General features: G+C 69.4%; 20 protein-coding genes and 1 tRNA gene. 15 read left to right on the top strand and 6 right to left on the bottom strand.

Annotated features, from left to right (window positions below):
• Positions 1–151: integrase core domain-containing protein (locus DYS74_RS19065; protein WP_147435480.1), on the top strand; the 151-nt coding region annotated here is incomplete at its 5' end.
• 290 nt (positions 152–441) lie between these two features.
• On the opposite strand, the gene DYS74_RS11655 is transcribed toward DYS74_RS19065, so the two are convergent.
• From DYS74_RS11655 to DYS74_RS11640, 4 genes are all read right to left on the bottom strand, one after another.
• A tRNA-Ala gene (locus tag DYS74_RS11655) sits at positions 442–517 on the bottom strand.
• 136 nt (positions 518–653) lie between these two features.
• Positions 654–1364, bottom strand: a complete 711-nt coding sequence (locus DYS74_RS11650; protein ID WP_121533870.1) for a VIT1/CCC1 transporter family protein — start codon at positions 1362–1364, stop codon at positions 654–656.
• 40 nt (positions 1365–1404) lie between these two features.
• Positions 1405–2742: an ATP-binding protein gene (locus tag DYS74_RS11645; RefSeq protein ID WP_121533869.1), complete on the bottom strand. Its 1338-nt coding sequence runs from the start codon at positions 2740–2742 to the stop codon at positions 1405–1407.
• Positions 2739–3398, bottom strand: a complete 660-nt coding sequence (locus DYS74_RS11640) for a response regulator transcription factor (protein WP_121533874.1) — start codon at positions 3396–3398, stop codon at positions 2739–2741. The genes DYS74_RS11645 and DYS74_RS11640 overlap by 4 nt, the downstream gene beginning before the upstream one ends.
• Before the next feature lie 131 nt (positions 3399–3529).
• Here DYS74_RS11640 and DYS74_RS11635 point away from each other — a divergent pair, with 131 nt between their 5' ends.
• From DYS74_RS11635 to DYS74_RS11615, 5 genes are all read left to right on the top strand, one after another.
• The gene (locus DYS74_RS11635) at positions 3530–3847 is read left to right on the top strand and encodes a PepSY domain-containing protein (RefSeq protein WP_121533868.1); all 318 of its coding nucleotides are present in this window, start codon (positions 3530–3532) and stop codon (positions 3845–3847) included.
• A 196-nt stretch (positions 3848–4043) separates the two neighbouring features.
• Positions 4044–4481 (top strand): hypothetical protein, encoded by a 438-nt coding sequence (locus DYS74_RS11630; protein ID WP_121533867.1) that lies wholly within the window; start codon positions 4044–4046, stop codon positions 4479–4481.
• Positions 4482–4497: 16 nt separating this feature from the next.
• Entirely contained in the window at positions 4498–4971 is a 474-nt protein-coding gene (locus DYS74_RS11625; protein WP_121533866.1) for a DUF2271 domain-containing protein, read from the top strand.
• 16 nt (positions 4972–4987) lie between these two features.
• Positions 4988–7195: a PepSY domain-containing protein gene (locus tag DYS74_RS11620; protein WP_121533865.1), complete on the top strand. Its 2208-nt coding sequence runs from the start codon at positions 4988–4990 to the stop codon at positions 7193–7195.
• On the top strand, positions 7176–8096 hold the full coding sequence (locus DYS74_RS11615; RefSeq protein ID WP_121533864.1) for an FAD:protein FMN transferase: 921 nt from the start codon (positions 7176–7178) through the stop codon (positions 8094–8096). The genes DYS74_RS11620 and DYS74_RS11615 overlap by 20 nt, the downstream gene beginning before the upstream one ends.
• A gap of 2 nt (positions 8097–8098) precedes the next feature.
• On the opposite strand, the gene DYS74_RS11610 is transcribed toward DYS74_RS11615, so the two are convergent.
• A complete protein-coding gene (locus DYS74_RS11610) occupies positions 8099–8995 on the bottom strand; it encodes a LysR family transcriptional regulator (protein WP_121533863.1) in 897 nt (298 codons plus the stop codon).
• Positions 8996–9218: 223 nt separating this feature from the next.
• Here DYS74_RS11610 and DYS74_RS11605 point away from each other — a divergent pair, with 223 nt between their 5' ends.
• The 8 genes from DYS74_RS11605 to DYS74_RS11570 all read left to right on the top strand — a co-directional run bounded on the left by DYS74_RS11605 (position 9219) and on the right by DYS74_RS11570 (position 17229).
• On the top strand, positions 9219–9995 hold the full coding sequence (locus tag DYS74_RS11605; RefSeq protein WP_121533862.1) for a 5-oxoprolinase subunit PxpA: 777 nt from the start codon (positions 9219–9221) through the stop codon (positions 9993–9995).
• 17 nt (positions 9996–10012) lie between these two features.
• Positions 10013–10246, top strand: a complete 234-nt coding sequence (locus DYS74_RS11600) for an acetyl-CoA carboxylase (RefSeq protein WP_121533861.1) — start codon at positions 10013–10015, stop codon at positions 10244–10246.
• Between the two features lie 4 nt (positions 10247–10250).
• Positions 10251–11624 (top strand): acetyl-CoA carboxylase biotin carboxylase subunit, encoded by a 1374-nt coding sequence (locus DYS74_RS11595; protein WP_121533860.1) that lies wholly within the window; start codon positions 10251–10253, stop codon positions 11622–11624.
• A 10-nt stretch (positions 11625–11634) separates the two neighbouring features.
• On the top strand, positions 11635–12510 hold the full coding sequence (locus DYS74_RS11590) for a 5-oxoprolinase subunit B family protein (RefSeq protein WP_121533859.1): 876 nt from the start codon (positions 11635–11637) through the stop codon (positions 12508–12510).
• Positions 12500–13468: a 5-oxoprolinase subunit C family protein gene (locus DYS74_RS11585; RefSeq protein ID WP_121533858.1), complete on the top strand. Its 969-nt coding sequence runs from the start codon at positions 12500–12502 to the stop codon at positions 13466–13468. The genes DYS74_RS11590 and DYS74_RS11585 overlap by 11 nt, the downstream gene beginning before the upstream one ends.
• A 107-nt stretch (positions 13469–13575) precedes the next feature.
• Complete coding sequence (gene torT / locus DYS74_RS11580) at positions 13576–14643, top strand: TMAO reductase system periplasmic protein TorT (RefSeq protein WP_121533857.1); 1068 nt, start codon at positions 13576–13578, stop codon at positions 14641–14643.
• Positions 14644–14698: 55 nt separating this feature from the next.
• Entirely contained in the window at positions 14699–16225 is a 1527-nt protein-coding gene (locus tag DYS74_RS11575) for a sugar ABC transporter ATP-binding protein (protein WP_121533856.1), read from the top strand.
• The gene (locus DYS74_RS11570) at positions 16222–17229 is read left to right on the top strand and encodes an ABC transporter permease (protein ID WP_121533855.1); all 1008 of its coding nucleotides are present in this window, start codon (positions 16222–16224) and stop codon (positions 17227–17229) included. The genes DYS74_RS11575 and DYS74_RS11570 overlap by 4 nt, the downstream gene beginning before the upstream one ends.
• 142 nt (positions 17230–17371) lie before the next feature.
• On the opposite strand, the gene DYS74_RS11565 is transcribed toward DYS74_RS11570, so the two are convergent.
• The gene (locus DYS74_RS11565) at positions 17372–17701 is read right to left on the bottom strand and encodes a TIGR02300 family protein (RefSeq protein ID WP_121533854.1); all 330 of its coding nucleotides are present in this window, start codon (positions 17699–17701) and stop codon (positions 17372–17374) included.
• 140 nt (positions 17702–17841) lie between these two features.
• Here DYS74_RS11565 and DYS74_RS11560 point away from each other — a divergent pair, with 140 nt between their 5' ends.
• A complete protein-coding gene (locus tag DYS74_RS11560) occupies positions 17842–18540 on the top strand; it encodes a M48 family metallopeptidase (protein ID WP_121533853.1) in 699 nt (232 codons plus the stop codon).
• The last annotated feature ends 33 nt before the right edge of the window (positions 18541–18573 follow it).

Raw genomic sequence — 18573 nt, 5'->3', positions numbered from 1 at the left:
CAAGGAGCAATGCGTTCATCGCCATCGCTTCGAGAGCATCCAGCACGCGACCCGCGTCATCGGTGACTGGATCAGCTTCTACAACAACCGCCGCCCTCATCAGGCCCTTGCCATGCGCACACCTGCCGAGGCATTCAGATTAGCGGCTTAAACTGAGCAGATTCCGCTGGGTCGATACAATTGTTTGGAAACCGCGGCGGGCGAGCTCGGTGATCAGGCTGGTCTTGCCCGCGACCCAAGGCCGCCCGTCACGACAAAGAAATGGTCGCTCATGGGCCGTCCTCGGGTTTGACAGGGGAAAGCGCTGCAAAGCGATCAACACGCCACGGGCGCGGATCAAAGCTGCATGAATTTCGCAGGGAAAACAGCGCCGGTCTGCTCGGCAGAGGCAAATCTTCTGACATGACAAGCAGAACTATCTGTCACTTTTCAAGAGAATTTTGGTGGAGCCAAGGGGAGTCGAACCCCTGACCTCTTGAATGCCATTCAAGCGCTCTCCCAACTGAGCTATGGCCCCACCGTGAGGTCCGCAGTGCGCTGGTTCAGCGCCTTGCGTAGGGCGTCGTATATGGGGGGGCGCGGATGGGCGCAAGAGGAATTTTGCGTTTCCCGGCAAAATTTTCCGCACCCCTCCGCGCCCCCCTCGAAAGGGCTCAGACACTCACCCCGAAGATCCGCCCGACGCCCGCGGTGATCGCCATTGCGGCCGCGCCCCAGAACAGCACGCGCAGCGTCGCGGGCAGCTTCGGGGCGCCGCCGGCCTGGGCGCCAAGCGCGCCCAGAAGCGCAAGGCAGACGAGCGTTGCGCCGACCACCACCGGAATCACCTGGCCCGCGGGCGCCAGCACCGCGGCGATCAGCGGCATCGCCGCCGCGACCGAGAAGGTCAGGCCGGACGCCAGCGCCGCCTGCAGCGGGTTCGCGGCATGCACCTCGGACAGGCCCAGTTCCTCGCGCACATGGGCGCCGAGCGCGTCCTTCTCGGTCAGCTCGCGCGCCACCAGCGCGGCGGTGGCCTGGCTCAGTCCGCGGCTTTCGAAGATCGAGGCGAGCTCGCGCTCCTCTTCCTCGGGGGTGTCGCGCAGCGCCGCGGTCTCGCGCGCGATATCGGCGCGTTCGATGTCGGATTGCGAGGAGACCGAGACATATTCGCCCGCCGCCATCGACATCGCGCCGGCGGCAAGGCCGGCGCCGCCGGCGATCAGCACCGCCGTGGGCGAGGGATCGGCGGCGGCCACGCCGACGATCAGAGAGGCGACGGAGACGATGCCGTCATTGGCGCCAAGCACGGCGGCGCGCAGCCAGCCGGAGCGGTTGATGAAATGCAGCTCCTCGTGGGCCGACTGGTAGGGAAGGGGGGACATGGGTGCCTCGCGGTGTCGCTGGGTTGAAAAGGGGAATGGGTCAGCCGGGCTGGGAGGGCGGCAGGGTGACGGTCACCGAAAAGCCGCGGTCGCGGCCCGGAAGGGGAGAGGCGAGATCCAGTCGCCCGCCGGAGCGGGTGACGATCGCGCGCACGATGGCAAGGCCGAGCCCGCTGCCCTTGCCGGCGCCGGGGGCGCGCTCGAATCGCGTGCCGAGCCGGGCGAGGGTCTCGGCGGGCACCGGGGCGCAGTCGTTCTCGACCGAGAGCGTCGCATCGGGCGCAAGCCTTGCGGTCACCGGCGCGCCGGGTGTGCCGTGGCGCAGCGCGTTCTCGACGAGGTTGCGCACGAGGATGCCGAAGATGTCGGGGTCGAGGTCGGAGAGCACCGGCGCCGCGGGCAGATCGAGCGTCACCGGGGCCGCGCCGGCAAGCCGTGCCGTGTCCTCGGCCATCAGCCGGGCGACCAGGCGCAGGTCGCGCGGCGCGCCGGTGCGCAGCTTGCCGCCCTCGGCGCGGGCAAGCTGCATCAGCCCCTCGGAGAGCCGCGTCAGCCGCTTCAGCCCGGCCTCGATCTCGGCGGCGCGGGCGGTGGTGGCGGGGTCGGTGCTTTCGGCGCGCAGCCGCTGCACCTGGGCGATGGCGCCGGCAAGCGGCGTGCGCAACTCATGGGCGGCATTGGCGGTGAAGCTGCGCTCGGCCTGGAAGGCGGCATCGAGCCTGGCGAGCAGCGCGTTCAGGGTTTCCGCGAGCGGTTGCACCTCGGCCGGCAGGTCGCGCGTTTCCACCGCCGAAAGGTCGGCCGCGCCGAGCCGCGCCAGCCGCAGCCGGAACCGGCGCAGCGGCGCAAAGCCAAGCCGCAGCACCAGCGCAATCGCGCCCAGAGACAGCGGCACCATCAGCGCGAGTGGGGCGAGCAGCCCCATCTGCACCTTGCCCGCAAGGCGGGCCCGATGCGCGACCGGCTCGCCCACCGAGATCGTCACGCTGCCGCGCAGTGCCTCGTCCGAATAGATCCGCAGCTGCGGCGTGTCGGAGAAACCCGGCCCGGCATAGGGCGGGAAAGCGGCGGGGTCTGCCACGTGCGATTGCAGCAAGACCGCGCCCGAAGCATCACGCACGACATAGGTGAACTGCTCTTCATGAGCGCGGATCACCGGTACGGTCTGGGGCCCCGTCGCCCCCTCGCGGCCGAGGATCTCGGTCACGGCAAGCGGCAGCACGCGCTGCGCCGTCTCCTCGAGCATCGAATCGAAGACCTCGTTCATCTCGCGGCGCAGGAGCTGCGCGGTGGTGAGCGCCCCCGCGGCCCAGAGCGCCGTGACCACCGCGCCCACGGCAAGGCCAAGGCGCAGCTGCAGGGAATGTGGCGCCCTCATCCCCGGCCCAGCCGATAGCCGAGGCCGCGCTCGGTCTCGATCACGCCCGCGCCCAGTTTCTTGCGCAGCCGGCTGACATGGACCTCGACGGTGTTGCTTTCGACCTCGTCGTCGAAGGAATAGAGCCGCTCTTCCAGCGCGGGTTTCGACAGCAGCTGGCCGGGGCGGGCGAGGAAGGCCTCGAAGAGGGCCCATTCGCGCGCGGTGAGCGACACCGGCTTGCCGTCGCGCCGCACGGCGCGGGCGGCAAGGTCGATCTCGAGCGGGCCGAGGGTGATGATCGGGTTCGGGTTGCCGGCATAGCGGCGCGCGACCGAGCCGATGCGGGCGGACAGCTCGGCGAGGTCGAAGGGTTTCACCAGATAGTCGTCGGCGCCGGCATTCAGCCCGTCGATGCGGTCCGACACCTGATCGAGCGCGGTCAGGATGATGACGGGGGTGGCATCGCCGCGCCCGCGCAGCGCGCGCAGGAAGCCAAGGCCCAGCCCGTCGGGCAGCATCAGGTCGAGCAGGATCAGGTCGTAGACCGCCACTGCCATCGCGTCGCGCGCTGCGTCGAGCCGCGTCACCCAGTCGACGGGATGGCCGTCGGCCGCGATCTGGTCGCGCACCGCGGCGCCCAGCACCTCGTCGTCCTCGATCAGCAGAATGCGCATGGGCTTCTCCGGCAGCGTGGCCAGCTTATTCCGCGCGAAGCTGACGGCAAGCTGAACCTCGATCGGGGGCAGGTTCAGGCTCGCGTCAGATTCGCGCGGCATGAGAGGTGCAACCGAAACCGGAGGAGCCGATGTCGTCATTCTCTCGCCCGCTGTCCCGTCTGGCGCTGCCTGCGCTCTTGCTTGTCGCTGCGCCGGGAGGGGCCTTTGCCGGCGAGCTCCATTGCCGCGTGCCGATGGCCGACTGGCAGCCGCGCGCCGCGGTGCAGGCACTGGCCGAGGCGCAGGGGCTGACGGTGCGGCGCATCAAGATCGACGATGGCTGCTACGAGCTCGATGCGCGCGATGCCCAGGGCCGCGCGGTCGAGATGAAGCTCGATCCGGCGACGCTCGTGGTGCTGAAGGGCGAGGTCGAGGAGGAGGACGACGATCACGGCCACGGCGACTGACCCCGATTTCAGGGCCGGTTTTCCGGCCCGGCTCCCGGGAATCGTCCCCCCGGGAGCGGGCGCGCCGGGCTTGTCCCTTGTTCGACCGGCGCGCCCGACCTGACAGCCCGCTGAAGCGGAAAGTCCCGCCGCTTCAGCCCGCGCTCAGCTTCGGGCGCGACACCATGCGACAGATACCAGACACGAAGGACCCCCGATGAAATCCGTTCTTGCCCTGCTTGCCCTGACCACCGCGATCACCACGAGCGTCGTCGGCGCGCTTTCCGCGGCGCCCGTGCCCGAGGTGACGCCCGCCGCCCCCGCTGCGGCGTCGCCGCTTGGCCCGCTCGTGCGCTCGGCCGTGGTCGTCTCCGGCGGTGCGACCGATGCCGCCGCCGCCCCGGCCGCCGCCAGCCCGGCTGCCCCGGCACCGATGCGCCTTGCCGAGGATGACGATGATGACGAGGGCGAGGGCTGGATCTTCGGCCGTCGCGGTCACGATGACGACGACGATGATGACGATGACGAGGGCCGCGGCTGTGCGCCGGGGACCCCGGGCTGCACCAGCCGTGGTCCGGCGCCTGCCGGCACCTCGGCGCCGCCCGCGAACGGGCTTTTCGCCCCGGGCGCGAAGCCCGCGGTGCAGACGAACTGATCCGAGGAGAGAGAGAATGAAACACCTGCTCACCGCACTCGCCCTGACCACCGCGCTGACCGCCGTTCCGGCGCTCGCCCAGGCCAAGCCCGTCACCTTCACCACGCAGATGCGCAATTACGGCGGCGACGGCGCCTATCTGGCCTTCTATGTCACCGATGCGAAGGGCGGCTATGTCGGCAGCCTGTGGATGGCGGGCGGCAAGGCCAAGTATTATCGCCACCTCACCGGCTGGCAGGCCGCGACCGGCGGCGACACCGCGCAGGTCGACGGCATCACCGGCGCCTCGGTCGGTGCCGGCCGCTCGCTGAAGATCACGCTCGACCTTCAGGACGCGCTCTTCGATGCGGGCTATGTGCTCCACGTCGATGCCGCGGTCGAGGACATGCGCGAAAGCCCGAACGAGGTGGTGCTGCCGCTGACCTCGGACATCGTCGGCAAGCCGGCGCAGGGGCGCAGCTACATCGACACGCTGACCGTCAGCTTCTGATCCGGAGGGCCCGCCCGTGCTGCGCTCGATCCACCGTTGGCCCGGCCTGATTGCCGCGCTGCTCGTCCTTGTCCTCGCCCTCAGCGGCGCGGCGCTTTCGGTCTTTCCCGCGCTCGAGCGGGCGAGGGCGCCGCAGGCGCCGGCGGGGCTGAGCGTCGCCGAACTGGCGGCACAGGTCGAGGCGGCCCATCCCGGGCTCGAGCAGATCCGCCGCGCGCCCTCGGGTCGGATCACCGCCTGGTGGTTCGATGCGGGCACGCCCGGCAGCGCGGTGATCGACCCGGCGACGGGGGCGGATGCGGTCAGCGCCGACCCCTCGTCGGTCGAGCTGTGGCTGACCAACCTGCACCGCTCGCTGTTCCTTGGCGACACCGGGCGGCTGGTGATGGCGGCGGGCGCGGCGGCGATGGCGGTGCTGACGCTGTCGGGCGCGGCGCTGGTGGCGCGGCGGATGGGCGGCTGGCGGCGCTGGTTCGGCCGCACCCGCGGGCCCTGGCCCGGGCGCGTGCATGTCGAGCTGGCCCGCTTTGCCGTGGGCGGGCTGCTGCTGTCCTCGCTCACCGCGCTGTGGATGACCGCCTCGACCTTCTCGCTTCTGCCTGACGAGGCGGTCGATCCGGCGCCGGCGGTGGCGACGGCGGGGCTGCCCCGGCTGGCCCCCGCGCAGATCCCGCTGCTGGCCGAAACCCCGGTCGCCGATCTGCGCGACCTCTCCTTCCCCTCGTCGCAGGACCCGACCGACGTCTTCACCCTGAGTGCCGCGGGCGGCACCGCGCTGATCGACGCGGGCACCGGCGCCGTGCTGTCCTCGGCCCTGCCGAGCGCGTGGGAACGCGCGAGCGCGATTGTCGAGATGCTGCACACCGGCCGCGGCGCGGCAACGCTTGGCCTGATCCTTGGCCTGATGGCGCTGAGCGTGCCGACGCTTGCCGTCACCGGGGCGGTGCAATGGCTGCGCACCCGCCGCTCGGGCGTGCGCCTGCCGGGCAATGTCGCCTCGGGCAGTGCCGAGACCATCCTGCTCGTCGCCTCGGAAGGTGGCACGACCTGGGGCTTTGCCCGCACCCTGCGCGACGCGCTGGCGCAGGCCGGCCACAGCGTGCACGCCGCACCCCTCAGCGCCTTCGATCCGGCGCGCTATGGCAAGGCGAAGCGCTTCCTCATTCTTGCCGCGACCTATGGCGAGGGGGAATCTCCTGCCGCCGCCCGTGGCGTTCTGGCCCGCATCCGCGCGCTGAAGACGCCACCCGCCGCGCCCTTGGCCGTGCTCGGCTTCGGCGATCGCAGCTTCCCCGAGTTCTGCGCCTATGCGCAGGACCTGACCGAGGCCGCCCGCGCCATCGGCTGGGCCGAGCTGATGCCCCTTGGCACCGTCAACCGCCAGTCGCCGCAGGACTTCGCCCGCTGGGGCCGCGATCTGGGCGATGTGCTGGGGCATCCGCTTGACCTCGCGCATCTGCCGCAGGTGCCGCAGGGCGAGGCGCTGCGCCTGATCTCGCGCCGCGACTATGGCGCCGAGGTCCAGGCCCCGGCGGCGATCCTGCGCTTCGCTCTGCCGAAGCCTGGTCTGTGGCAGCGGCTGACCGGGCAGGGCTTTGCCCGCTTCGAGGCGGGCGACCTGCTCGGTGTGCTGCCCGAGGGCTCGGACCTGCCGCGCTTCTATTCGCTGGCCTCGGGCGCGCGCGACGGCTTCGTCGAGATCTGCGTGCGCCGGCAGCCGGGCGGGCTCTGCTCGGGTCAGCTGACCGCGCTGGCCCCCGGGGCGACGGTCACCGCCTTCCTGCGCCGCAATCCGGCCTTCCACCCGGCGAAGGGGCGCAAGCCGCTGATCCTGGTGGGGGCGGGGGCGGGCATCGCGCCGCTTGCGGGCTTTGTCCGCGCGAACCGCCGCCACCGCCCGGTGCATCTGTGGTTCGGCGCCCGCACCCCCGAGAGCGATTTCCTCTACGAGGAAGACCTGACCGCCTGGCGCGCCGATGGCCGCCTGTCGGGGCTGAGCGCCGCCTTCTCCCGCGCGGGCCGGCGCGAGCATGTGCAGGACCGCATCGGTGCCGAGGCGGCGCAGGTCGGTGCGCTTCTGGCCGCGGGCGCGCAGGTGCTGGTCTGTGGCGGACGCGAGATGGCCGCAGGGGTGCGCGACGCGCTCTCCGCGATCCTGGAAGGGCAGGGCAAGAGCCTTGCACTGTTGAAGGAAGAGGGACGCTATGCCGAAGACGTCTTCTGATCTGCCCCGCCGCGCGCTGAGCGGCTCGACGATGGGCACGCGCTGGTCGGTGGTGCTCTATGCGCCCGAGGGGGCAGACCTCGCCCCTCTCGCGGCCGCGCTGCAACAGGCGGTGGACGAGGTCGACGCGCAGATGTCGACCTGGCGGCCCGAGAGCGACCTGATGCGACTCAACGCGGCGCCGCTTGATGTCGCGGTGCCGCTGCCCGCGCGGCTGATGACGGTGCTGGCCGAGGCGCTGGAAATCGGCCGGCTGTCGGGCGGCGCCTTCGAGATCGCCATGGGCGATGCGGTCGCGGCCTGGGGCTTTGGCCCGGCGCCGGCCGACCCGGCCGCGATCCGCGCCGCGATGGCCCGCCCGCGGCGGCCGAGCTTCGAGGGGCTCGAGCTTGACCGCGCCGCCGGCACCGCCTGCAAGCGCGCCGAGATGACGCTGGACCTCAGCGGCATCGCCAAGGGCTATGGCGTCGATGCGCTGGTCGAGGTGCTGGGCGCGCATGGCATCACCCGCGCGCTTGCCGTGATCGATGGCGAGCTGCGCGGCATCGGGACCCAGCCCGACGGCCGGGGCTGGGCGGTGGCGGTCGAACGCCCCGACCCCGCGCTCCGCGCCGTGCATTCGGTGTTCGAGCTGCATGACATCGCCATCGCCACCTCGGGCGACTATCGCCACCGGGTCGAGGTCGGCGGCCGGCAGCTCTCGCATACCATGGACCCGCGCCGCGGCGCGCCGGTGCTGGGCGGCCCGGCCTCGGTCACCGTGCTGGCCGAGACCTGCATGCGGGCCGATGCCGTCGCCAGCGCCCTGATGGTGCTCGGAGAGGCGGCGGGGCGGGCGCTGGCCGGTCGCCTGGGGGTCGAGGTTCTGTTCCTGACCGAGGCCGACCGCCTCCCCGCCTGAGCTCAGATCTGCGGCGTGTTGAAGGCCTGTCGGAAGTAGGTGTAGAGCACCTGCGTCGCGGGCGTCATCTCGGTGCCGCGGCGCCAGGCAAGCCCCACGTCCATCGAGGGCACGACCGGGTCGGTCTCGACCGTCACGATCCGCCGCCCCTCGAGCGACCAGGGGCGATAGACCATGTCGGAGAGCACCGTCACCCCCTGGCCGTTCGCCACCATCGAGCGCACCGCCTCGATCGACGAGGTGCGCATCTTCACCCGCGGCGGGGTCGAGCCGAAGGTCCAGTATTTCATCGTGGTGTTCGCCGCCTCGTCCACCGTCAGCATGATGTAATCCTCTTCCGAGATCTCGCTGAACTGCACCTTGCGGCGGTCGGCGAGGCGGTGGCCCTGCGGCACCCACAGCCGCCGGGTCGAGCGCAACAGGGTGTCGGTCTCGAGCTCGGGGTTCGAGATGTTCGAGGTCAGCACGATCGCGATGTCGAAGCGGTTCGCAAGCAGCCCTTCCTCGACGCTTTCGCGGTTCAGCTCGTGCACCTGGATGTCGAGATTGGGGTGCATCCGCGCGATGCGGTCGAGGTGATAGGGCAGGAAATAGCCGATCACGGTATAGGTCGTGGCGACGAGGATCCGCCCGGTGGTGCCGCTTGCCCGCTCGCGGATGTTCACCGCCTCGTCGATCTTGGTCAGGATCTCGTAGCTCAGCGCCAGAAGCTCGCGCCCCGATTGCGTCATCTCCATCCCGTGCGCGGTGCGGGTGAACAGCTCGGTGCCGATCTCGGTCTCGAGTTCGCGGATCGCCGTGGTCACCGCCGATTGCGAGATCGACAGCGCGTTCGCGGCGCGGCTGACCTGACCGGTCTCGGCGGTGGCGACGAAATACTTGATCTGCCGGAAGTTCATGATGACCTGTTCTGATATTCAGATGCTGCCCATCACATCTTCCGAAGATCCGTGTTAACGAATTGCTCAAATGCCAAGCAATCCAAGGAATATTGGAAGTTTGCGGTGGGCTCCCGATCACCTGTTTATCTGAAAAACAGAAATGAAAAAGACATATCTTTGAATTTTACATGATGCGATTCTTCGGGAAACCTGTTCATGCAAATGTTACGTGGACCTGGACATGCCGAAGATCGTCGACCTCAACTGTGACCTTGGAGAAGGCTTCGGCCACTGGACGATGGGCGCGCCCGACGAGGAGCTGATGGAAGTCATCTCCTCGGCGAATGTGGCGACGGGCTTTCACGCCGGTGACCCGACGCTGATGAACCGGGTGGTGAAGCTGTGTCAGCAACACTCGGTCGGGCTGGGCGCGCACCCGGGCTATCGCGACCTCGTGGGCTTCGGCCGACGCTACATCCGCGCCACCTCCGAGGAGCTGGTGAACGACATCCTCTACCAGATCGGCGCCCTGCGCGAATTCGGCCGGCGCTATGGCATCGCGCTTCAGCATGTGAAGCCGCATGGCGCGCTCTACATGGAGGCCGCGGCGAACGAGGACCTGTCGCGCCATCTGGTCGAGACGCTGCAGCGCACGGCGCCCGAGCTGGCCCTGTTCTGCATGGACATCTCGCACACCTGCGAGGTCGCGCAGCGGCTCGGCCAGCCGGTGGTGCGCGAGTTCTACGCCGACCGCGACTATGATGCGAGCGGCTCGATCGTGTTCCAGCGCCGCGTCGCGCCGCCCGATCCGGTGAAACTCGCCGAGAAATGCCTGCGCGCCTGTCTCGACAACACCGTCGAGACGGTGGACGGCAAGGAGATCCGGGTCGAGTTCGAGTCGATCTGCTTCCATTCCGACACCCCCGGCGCGGTCGAGATCGGCCGCGCGATCAAGACCACGCTGCTCGAAAACGGCATCACCATCGCCCCCGCGGCGCTGGTGCTCAAACAAGACTGATCTGACAGGAGAGAGCCATGACCGATATTCTTTCGCCCCTTCCCGGCACCTTCTACCACAAGCCCTCGCCGGACGCGGCGCCGTTCAAGGCGGCGGGCGAGGCGGTCGCGGCCGAGGACACCATCGGCCTGATCGAGGTGATGAAGACCTTCATCGAGGTGAAGGCCGAGGCGGCCGGCACCTTCGCGGGCTATGTCGCGGCCGATGCGACGCCGGTCAGCGCGGGCGAAACCCTGGCGAAGCTGGACTGATCCGATGGCGATCCGCAAACTCTTCATCGCGAACCGGGGCGAGATCGCCGTGCGCATCATCCGCGCCGCGAAATCGCTGGGCATCGAGACGGTGCAGGCCCATTCCGAGGCCGACGCCGGGATGCTGGCCGTGCAGCTGGCCGATGGCGCGGTCTGCGTCGGCCCCGCGCAGGCGTCGAAATCCTATCTGAACATCGCGGCGGTGGTCGCCGCTGCGAAGGATGCGGGCTGTGACGCCGTGCATCCGGGCTATGGCTTCCTCGCCGAGAACGCCGAGTTCGCCCGCGCGGTCGAGGCGGCGGGCATGGTCTTTGTCGGCCCGACGGCCGAGACGATCGACCGGATGGGCGACAAGGTCGCAGCGAAGATCGCGGCGAAGGCTGCCGGCGTGCCGACGGTGCCGGGTTCGGACGGGCGGATCGAGGCGGCCGAGGCCGTGGCGATCGCCGAGGGCATCGGCTATCCGGTGATGATCAAGGCCGCGGCGGGCGGTGGCGGGCGCGGCATCCGCATCGCCACCTCGGCCGAGGAACTCGCCCGTCTCGCGCCGCAGGCGCGCGCCGAGGCCGAGGCCGCCTTCGGCGATGGCGGGCTCTACCTCGAGAAGGTGATCCTCAATCCGCGCCACATCGAGGTGCAGATCCTCGGCGACGGCACCGGTGCGGCCGTGCACTGCTATGAGCGCGAATGCTCGCTGCAACGCCGCCGGCAGAAGGTCTGGGAAGAGGCGCCGGCCTTCGGTCTGCCCGAGGCCACCCGCAAGGCGCTGTGCGACAGTGCCGTGGCACTGGCGCAGGCGGTGAACTACCGCGGCGCGGGCACCATCGAATATCTCTATGACGGCGCGGCGGACCGGTTCTACTTCATCGAGATGAACACCCGCATCCAGGTGGAACATCCGGTGACCGAGATGGTGACGGGGCTCGACCTCGTGGCGCTGATGCTGCGCATCGCGGGCGGCGAGCCGCTGCCGCTGACGCAGGAGCAGATCACCTGCACCGGCCACGCGATCGAGGTCCGGCTGAACGCCGAGGACCCGTTCCTGCAGTTCCTGCCGTTCCCGGGCAAGGTCACCGCGCTGACCATCCCGGTGGGCGAGGGCGTGCGCTTCGACCACTTCCTCTACGAGGGCTATCAGATCCCGCCCTTCTACGATTCGCTTCTGGGCAAGCTGATCGTCTGGGCCGAGGACCGCGCCGCGGCGATCGACCTGATGGCCGACACCCTCACCGGCATCGAGATCGGCGGGCTGAAGACGACGATCCCGCTGCACCTGGCGCTGGCCGCCGATGCGGGCGTGCGCGCGGGCGACTTCCACACCCAATGGCTGGAACCCTGGCTTGCCGCCGGGAACCTGACCGCCCCCACCGCAGCATAGGAGAGAGACCGTGAAGACAAGGTATTCCTTCGGCGGCGACGAGCACGTCTATGTCGAGATCGACGAGGAGATGTCGCTCGAGGCCTTCTTCATCGCGCTCTCGCTGCGCAATGCGGTGGCCGAGGCCGAGATCCCCGGCGTGACCGAGATCTGCCCGGCGAACGCCTCCTTCGAGGTGCGCTTCGACCCCGACGTGATCGCCCCCGAGGAGATCATGGCGCGGATCAAGGAGCTCGAGCACAAGGCCGAGGTCTCGGACAAGCGGCTCGAGACCCGGATCATCGAGATCCCGGTCTATTTCCAGGACCCCTGGACGCACGAGACGCTGATGCGCTTCCGCGAGCGGCACCAGGACCCGACCGGATCGGATCTCGACTATGCGGCGCGGATCAACGGCTATGACAGCGTCGAGGCCTTCCTCGAGGCCTTCCACTCGCAGCCCTGGTTCGTGTCGATGGTCGGCTTCGTCGCGGGCCTGCCCTTCCTCTATCAGCTCGTCGAGCGCGAAAAGCAGATCCAGGTGCCGAAATACCTGCGCCCGCGCACCGACACGCCGAAGCTCTCGGTCGGCATCGGCGGCTGCTTTGCCTGCATCTATTCGGTGCGCGGCGCGGGCGGCTATCAGCTCTTCGGCATCACTCCGATGCCGATCTACGACCCGACGCAGACGGTGTCCTACCTGAAGGACTTCATGGTCTTCTTCCGTCCGGGCGACATCGTGAAATGGAAGCCCGTCGACCGCGCCGAATACGAGCGGATCGAGGCCGCGGTGGCCGCCGGCACCTACACGCCGCGCATCGCCCCCGTCACCTTCGATCTCGACGCCTTCAACGCCGACATCGCCGGCACCAACGCGAACCTGATGGAGGCCCTCAATGGCATTTAAGGTCGTCAAACCCGGGCTCTCGACGACGGTGCAGGACCTTGGCCGTCCGGGCTATTTCCACCTCGGCATTCCCGAGGGCGGCGCGATGGACCGCTTTGCGCTGCGCGTGGCGAACATGCTCGTTGGCAATGACGAGGGCGCGGCCGGGCTCGAGGCGGTGTTCATGGGGCCGGAGCTGACCTTCGACGCCGACACGCTGGTGGCCGTCACCGGCGCCGAGATGCCGATCTTCGTCGATGGCGAACCGCGCGAGGGCTGGAGTGCCTTCGTGGTGAAGGCCGGCCAGACCCTGCGCTTCGGCTTCCTCAAGGCCGGCGCGCGGATCTACATCGCCTTCGGCGGCGGCATCGCGACGCCGCTCGCGCTTGGCAGCCGTTCGACCTATCCGATCGGCGCGCTTGGCGGCATCGACGGCCGCGCCATCGCGGCGGGCGACGTGGTGCCGGTGGGCGAGGCCACGACGATGACCGAGCGCAGCCTTGATCGCGGCCTGCTGGCCCCGGTCTCGGTGCCGGTCTCGCTGCGGGTGCTGACCGGGCTCTACTGGCACCGGCTGACGCCGGCCTGCCAGGCGCGCTTCTTCGCCGACGAATGGGTCGTGGCGCCCGAGGCCGACCGCATGGGCTATCGCTTCCGCGGCGGTGCGCCGATGGAATTCGTAGACCGCGAACAGCCCTTCGGCGCGGGCTCGGACCCGTCGAACATCGTCGACGGCTGCTATTCCTACGGCTCGATCCAGGTGCCGGGCGGACAGGAGCCGATCGTTCTGCACCGCGACGCGGTCTCGGGCGGCGGCTACTTCACCCTTGGCGCGGTGATCTCGGCCGACATGGACCTGATCGGACAGCTGCAGCCGAACACCAAGGTGCGCTTCACCGAGGTGACGATGGAAGAGGCGCTCGCGGCCCGCGCCGCCCGCCGCGACCGTCTTGCAAAGCTGCGTGCCGCGCTGGCCTGAGGGCCCGCGGCGCGCCGCCACCACCACGACCACCACTCACCCACACTACCCGAAGAAACGCGGATCAACCGCGACCGATCCCACAAAAACAGAGAGGTCTCTGAACGATGAAACATGCCCGTCTTGCCCTTGCGCTGCTTGGCGCGACGACCCTTGCGGTGCCGGCCTTCGCCGGTGACTGGTTCCCCTATCCGGCCGAGGAGGTGACCCCCGCCTTCTCGACCGACGGCACCTCCGCGCCGATCAGCTACGAGGCGCTGCCGAAGGCCGACAAGCCCTGGAACATCTGCGTCGCCTTCCCGCACATGAAGGACGCCTACTGGCTCGGCGTCGACTATGGCGTCACCGAAGAGGCGAAGCGTCAGGGCGTGAAGCTGAACGTGGTCGAGGCCGGCGGCTATACCGAGCTTGCCAAGCAGATCAGCCAGATCGAGGATTGCGTCGCCGGCGGCGCGCAGGCGGTGATCATCGGCGCGATCTCCTATGACGGGCTGAACTCGGTGGTGAAGGAAGCCGCCGCCAAGGGCGTGCCGGTGATCGACGTGGTGAACGGCATGTCCTCGCCCGACATCTCGGCGAAGTCGCTGGTCTCGTTCTGGACCATGGGCCACGAGACCGGCAAGTATCTGGCCGAGAAGCACCCGGCGGGCAGCACCGAGGTCACCGTGGGCTGGTTCCCGGGCCCGGCCGGCGCCGGCTGGGTCGAGGCGGCGAACACCGGCTTCATGGAAGCGGTCAAGGGCTCGGCGGTGAAGGTGCTCGAGCCGCGCTATGGCGACACCGGCAAGGAAGCGCAGCTGAAGCTGGTCGAGGACGTGCTGCAGGCGAACCCCGATGTGAACTACATCGCCGGCACCGCGGTCACCGCCGAGGCGGCGCAGGGCCTGCTGCGCGAGCGCGGGCTGACCGACAAGGTCGGGCTGCTGTCCTTCTACCTGACGCCGGGCGTCTATTCGGGCATCCAGCGCGGCTTCATCGAGGCGGCGCCGGCGGATTCGATGGTCATCCAGGGCCGCATCGCGGTCGACCAGGCGGTGCGCATCCTCGAGGGCAAGCCCTACGTCAAGCACGTCGGCCCGAAGATCTTCGTCATCACCAAGGACAACCTGGCCAACACCCCGCGCGAGGCGGTTCTGCCGCCCGAGGGCTTCCAGCCCGTGTTCTCGGTCAACTGATCTCCCACGGCGTCCCGGCCCGTGCCGGGGCGCCTTTCCAACCGGAGCGTTGCCGATGACCTCTCCCCTTCTCGAGACCCGGGGCCTGACCAAGGCCTATCCCGGCGTTCTCGCCCTCAACGCGGTCGATTTCACCCTGCTGCCCGGCGAGGTGCACGTGCTCTTCGGCGAGAATGGCGCGGGCAAGTCGACGATGATCTCCCTGCTCGCCGGTGCGAACACGCCGACCGAGGGCGAGATCCGCGTGCGCGGCGTGCCGGTGCGCTTTGCCTCGGTCGCCGATGCGCAGGCGCAGGGCATCTACACCGTGTTTCAGGAATTCTCGCTGATCCCGACGATGACCGTGGCGCAGAACATGTTCCTGGGCCACGAACCGGGGCCCGGCCCCTTCCTGGCGCCGGGCGAGATGCGCCGCCGCGCCGCCGCCACGCTGGCCGAACTCGGCTTCGCGATCGACCCGGGCGCCACCGTCGCGCGGCTGTCGCGGGCGCAACAGCAGATGGTCGAGATCGCCAAGGCGATGCAGGGTGCGCTGTCGGTGCTGATCCTCGACGAACCCACCGCCTCGCTGACCGATCGCGAGGTCGACCAGCTGTTCGACGTGGTGAAACGGCTGAAGGCCGAGGGCGTGGGCATCGTCTACATCTCGCACCGCGTGCACGAGTTCGAACGCATCGCCGAGCGCGTCACCGTGCTGCGTGACGGCGCCAAGATCGGCACCGCGCCGATGGCCGAGATGAGCGAAGAGGCGCTGGTCGACATGATGGCCGGGCGCGAGATCCGCGACATCTATCCCGAGATCGCCCGCACTCCCGGCGCGGTGGTGCTGGAGGTCGAGGGGCTTGCCGCCCCGGGCGTCTTCGACGCCTCCTTCACCCTGCGCCGTGGCGAGGTGCTGGGCGTGGCGGGGCTCGTCGGCTCCGGCAAGTCGCGTCTCTTCCGTGCGGTGATGGGGCTTGCGCCGACGCTTGCGGGCAAGGTGCGCTTCAAGGGGCAGGACATCACCCGTGCCCCCACCCGGCGGGTGGTGAAGGCGGGCGCGTGGTATCTGTCGCCCGACCGCAAGCACGAGGGGCTGATCCTGGCGGAAACCCCCTTTGGCAACCTGCGCATGGACCTGATGCTGGACGGCGGCCCGGTGCTGAGCCTTGCCGCCCTGCGTCGCCGCGCCGCGCAGATCTTCGGCCATGTCGAGCTGCCCGAGGCCTATCGCCCCCGCACCGTCGCCAAGCTTTCGGGCGGGAACCAGCAGAAGGTTCTGTTCGGCAAGGCCTTCGGCCATGACGCCGATCTGTACATCTTCGACGAGCCCACCGTCGGTGTCGACATGGGCACCCGCGCCGCGCTCTACCGGCTGATTGCGGAACTCGCCGAGGCCGGCAAGGCGGTGGTGGTGATCTCCTCCGACCTGCCCGAGGTGATGAACCTCGCGCATCGCGCGCTCGTTCTGGCGAATGGCCGCATCACCGCCCGGCTCGAACGTGAAGAGCTGAGCGAGGACGCGATCTTGCGCCATTTCTTCGACGGTGCCGATCCCGGCGCCGCAACCGTTGCCCCCGAACTGCAAGGAGACCTCGCATGACGCAGGCCCATCCCGCGCGCGGACTGCTGGCCCTGCCGCTGCGCATCTTCGTCAAACTCGGCGTGCTGCCGTTCTTCCTGATCGCGGCGATGGTGATCTTCGCCGTGCTGTCGCCGAACTTCCTGACGCCGCAGAACCTGATGAACGTCGCGCGGCAGTCGGTCTATCTGGTGCTCGTCTCGCTCGGGCAGATGCTGGTGCTGATCTCGGGCGGCTTCGACCTGTCGGTGGGCACGGTGATCGCGCTCTCCTCGGTCGTTTCGGCACTGGTGATGACGGCGCTGGCGCCGGTCTTCCCCGATGCGGTCTGGCTGGTGATCGCGCTTGGCGCGCTCGCTGGCTTTGCCGTGGCGCTGGTCGTCGGCGCGATCAACGGCATCGGCGTTGCCCTTTTCGACGTCTCGCCCTTCATCATGACGCTCGGCGTGTCCTCGGTCGGCACCGGTTTTGCGCTGTTCCTGACCGGCGGCGTGCCGGTCTCGGGCCTGCCCTTCGCCTTCGGCGACACCTTCGGCTTCGGCAAGGTGCTGGGGCTGCCGGTGCCGGTGGCGATCGCGCTCGTCGCGATTGCCGCGATGTGGCTCTTCATGGCGCGCACCCGGGCCGGCGCCCGCGTCTATGCGGTCGGCGGCAACATCAAGGCGGCGCATCTGTCGGCGATCAACACCCGCGGCGTGCTGATCCTCGTCTATGGCCTGTGCGCGCTGATCGCGGCGCTGACCGGGCTGCTGCTGACCGCCCGCGTCGAAAGCGGCGAGGCGAACCTCGGCGGCACCATCGCGATGGAATCGATCGCCGCCTGCGTCATCGCCGGCGTGTCGCTGCGCGGGGGCATCGGCCGGGTCGAGAACGTCGTCCTCGGCGCCTTCTTCATCATCCTGGTGCAGAACGGCATGAACCTCGCGCAGATCAGCTCCTACATGCAGATGGTGCTGATCGGGCTCTTGCTGATCCTCGCGGTGATCTTCGACCAGCTGCGCTATCGGCTGATCGTGAAGGGCTGAGCCCACACCCCTCTTCCCCCACTGCCCCGGTCGCGCCCGCGCCCGGGGCTTTTTCATGCCCGGCAGACCCGGCGGGGGAGGGCGCGCAAAGCAAAAGGGCGCGGGATGCCCGCGCCCTGCCTCCGCTCCACAAGGGGAGGGATCAGTTCTCTTCGTCGCTGCTGCCGACGTCGGCGATATCGTCGAGCGAGACGTTGTCGTCCTCGTCGTCCTCGAGCAGATCGTCGTCGAGATCGACGTCGCTCGCGTCTTCGTCCAGATCCTCGTCGGGCAGATCGTCGACCTCGAGATCATGTTCGCGCGGCGAGGCCTTGTCGGCGACCAGAACGCGGCCGCGGCCGCTCGAGGTCAGGCTTTCGCTCGAGAAGCTGTTTCCGCAGACCGGGCAGGTCATCGGATCTTTTTGCAGGTCGTAAAAGCGGCTCGCGCAATGCGGGCAGAGGCGCTTGACGCCCCATTCCTCTTTCGGCATGGAAGTCTCCTGGCAAGCTCTTTCGCACAGAGTCGCAGCCAACTGCCATACATGCGGGGGGGTGTCAAAGCCTTTTCCGCGCTTTCTGCGCCGCGGGGGCGATCGCTCGCCGTGAACTGCCCCGAAGCCCCGGATGACCGATGGATTCAAGCCGATTCACCCTGCCTGACCTGCCCGGCGTCGCCGTCACGCTGCGCCGCTCGGCCCGGGCGCGGCGGTTCAGCCTGCGGGTGTCGCGACTCGATGGGCAGGTGGTGCTGACCCTGCCGACCCGCGCGCCGCTCGCCGAGGCGCTCGCCTTCGCGCAGGGCCATGGCGAGTGGCTGCGCCGCACGCTGGCCGCGATGCCGGCGCTGCGCCGCCCGGCCTTTGGTGCCACCCTGCCGGTCGAGGGCGAGGAGCGGCGGATCGAGGCGGGGACGGTGCGCGCGCCGCGGCTCGAACCCGGGCGGCTGATCGTGCCGCCGGGCGAGGACCGGCTGGCGACGCGGCTCGAGACCTTCCTGCGCCATTGCGCCCGGCTGCGCCTGCAGGCCGCGACAGAGCGCCATGCCGAGGTGCTGGGCCGTCCCTTCCGCCGCATCACCCTGCGCGACACACGCTCGCGCTGGGGCTCCTGCGCGGCGGATGGGTCGCTCTCCTATTCCTGGCGGCTGATCATGGCGCCGCCGGCGGTGCTCGACTATGTCGCGGCGCATGAGGTCGCGCATCTGGCGCAGATGAACCACTCGCCCGCCTTCTGGGCCGAGGTGGCGCGGCTGATGCCCGATTACGCCCCGCACCGCGCCTGGCTGAAGCGCGAGGGCGGCGCGTTGCAGTCGATCCGCTTCCGCGACTGACGGCGCGGCATTGACGCCGGGCGGATTCGTGAT

Origin of the sequence: Paenirhodobacter hankyongi, from assembly GCF_003664585.1 — a bacterium.
Taxonomy (GTDB): domain Bacteria; phylum Pseudomonadota; class Alphaproteobacteria; order Rhodobacterales; family Rhodobacteraceae; genus Rhodobacter; species Rhodobacter hankyongi.
Note: the sequence above shows the minus strand (reverse complement) of the source record. Positions and strands in the feature narration are given on the sequence as shown.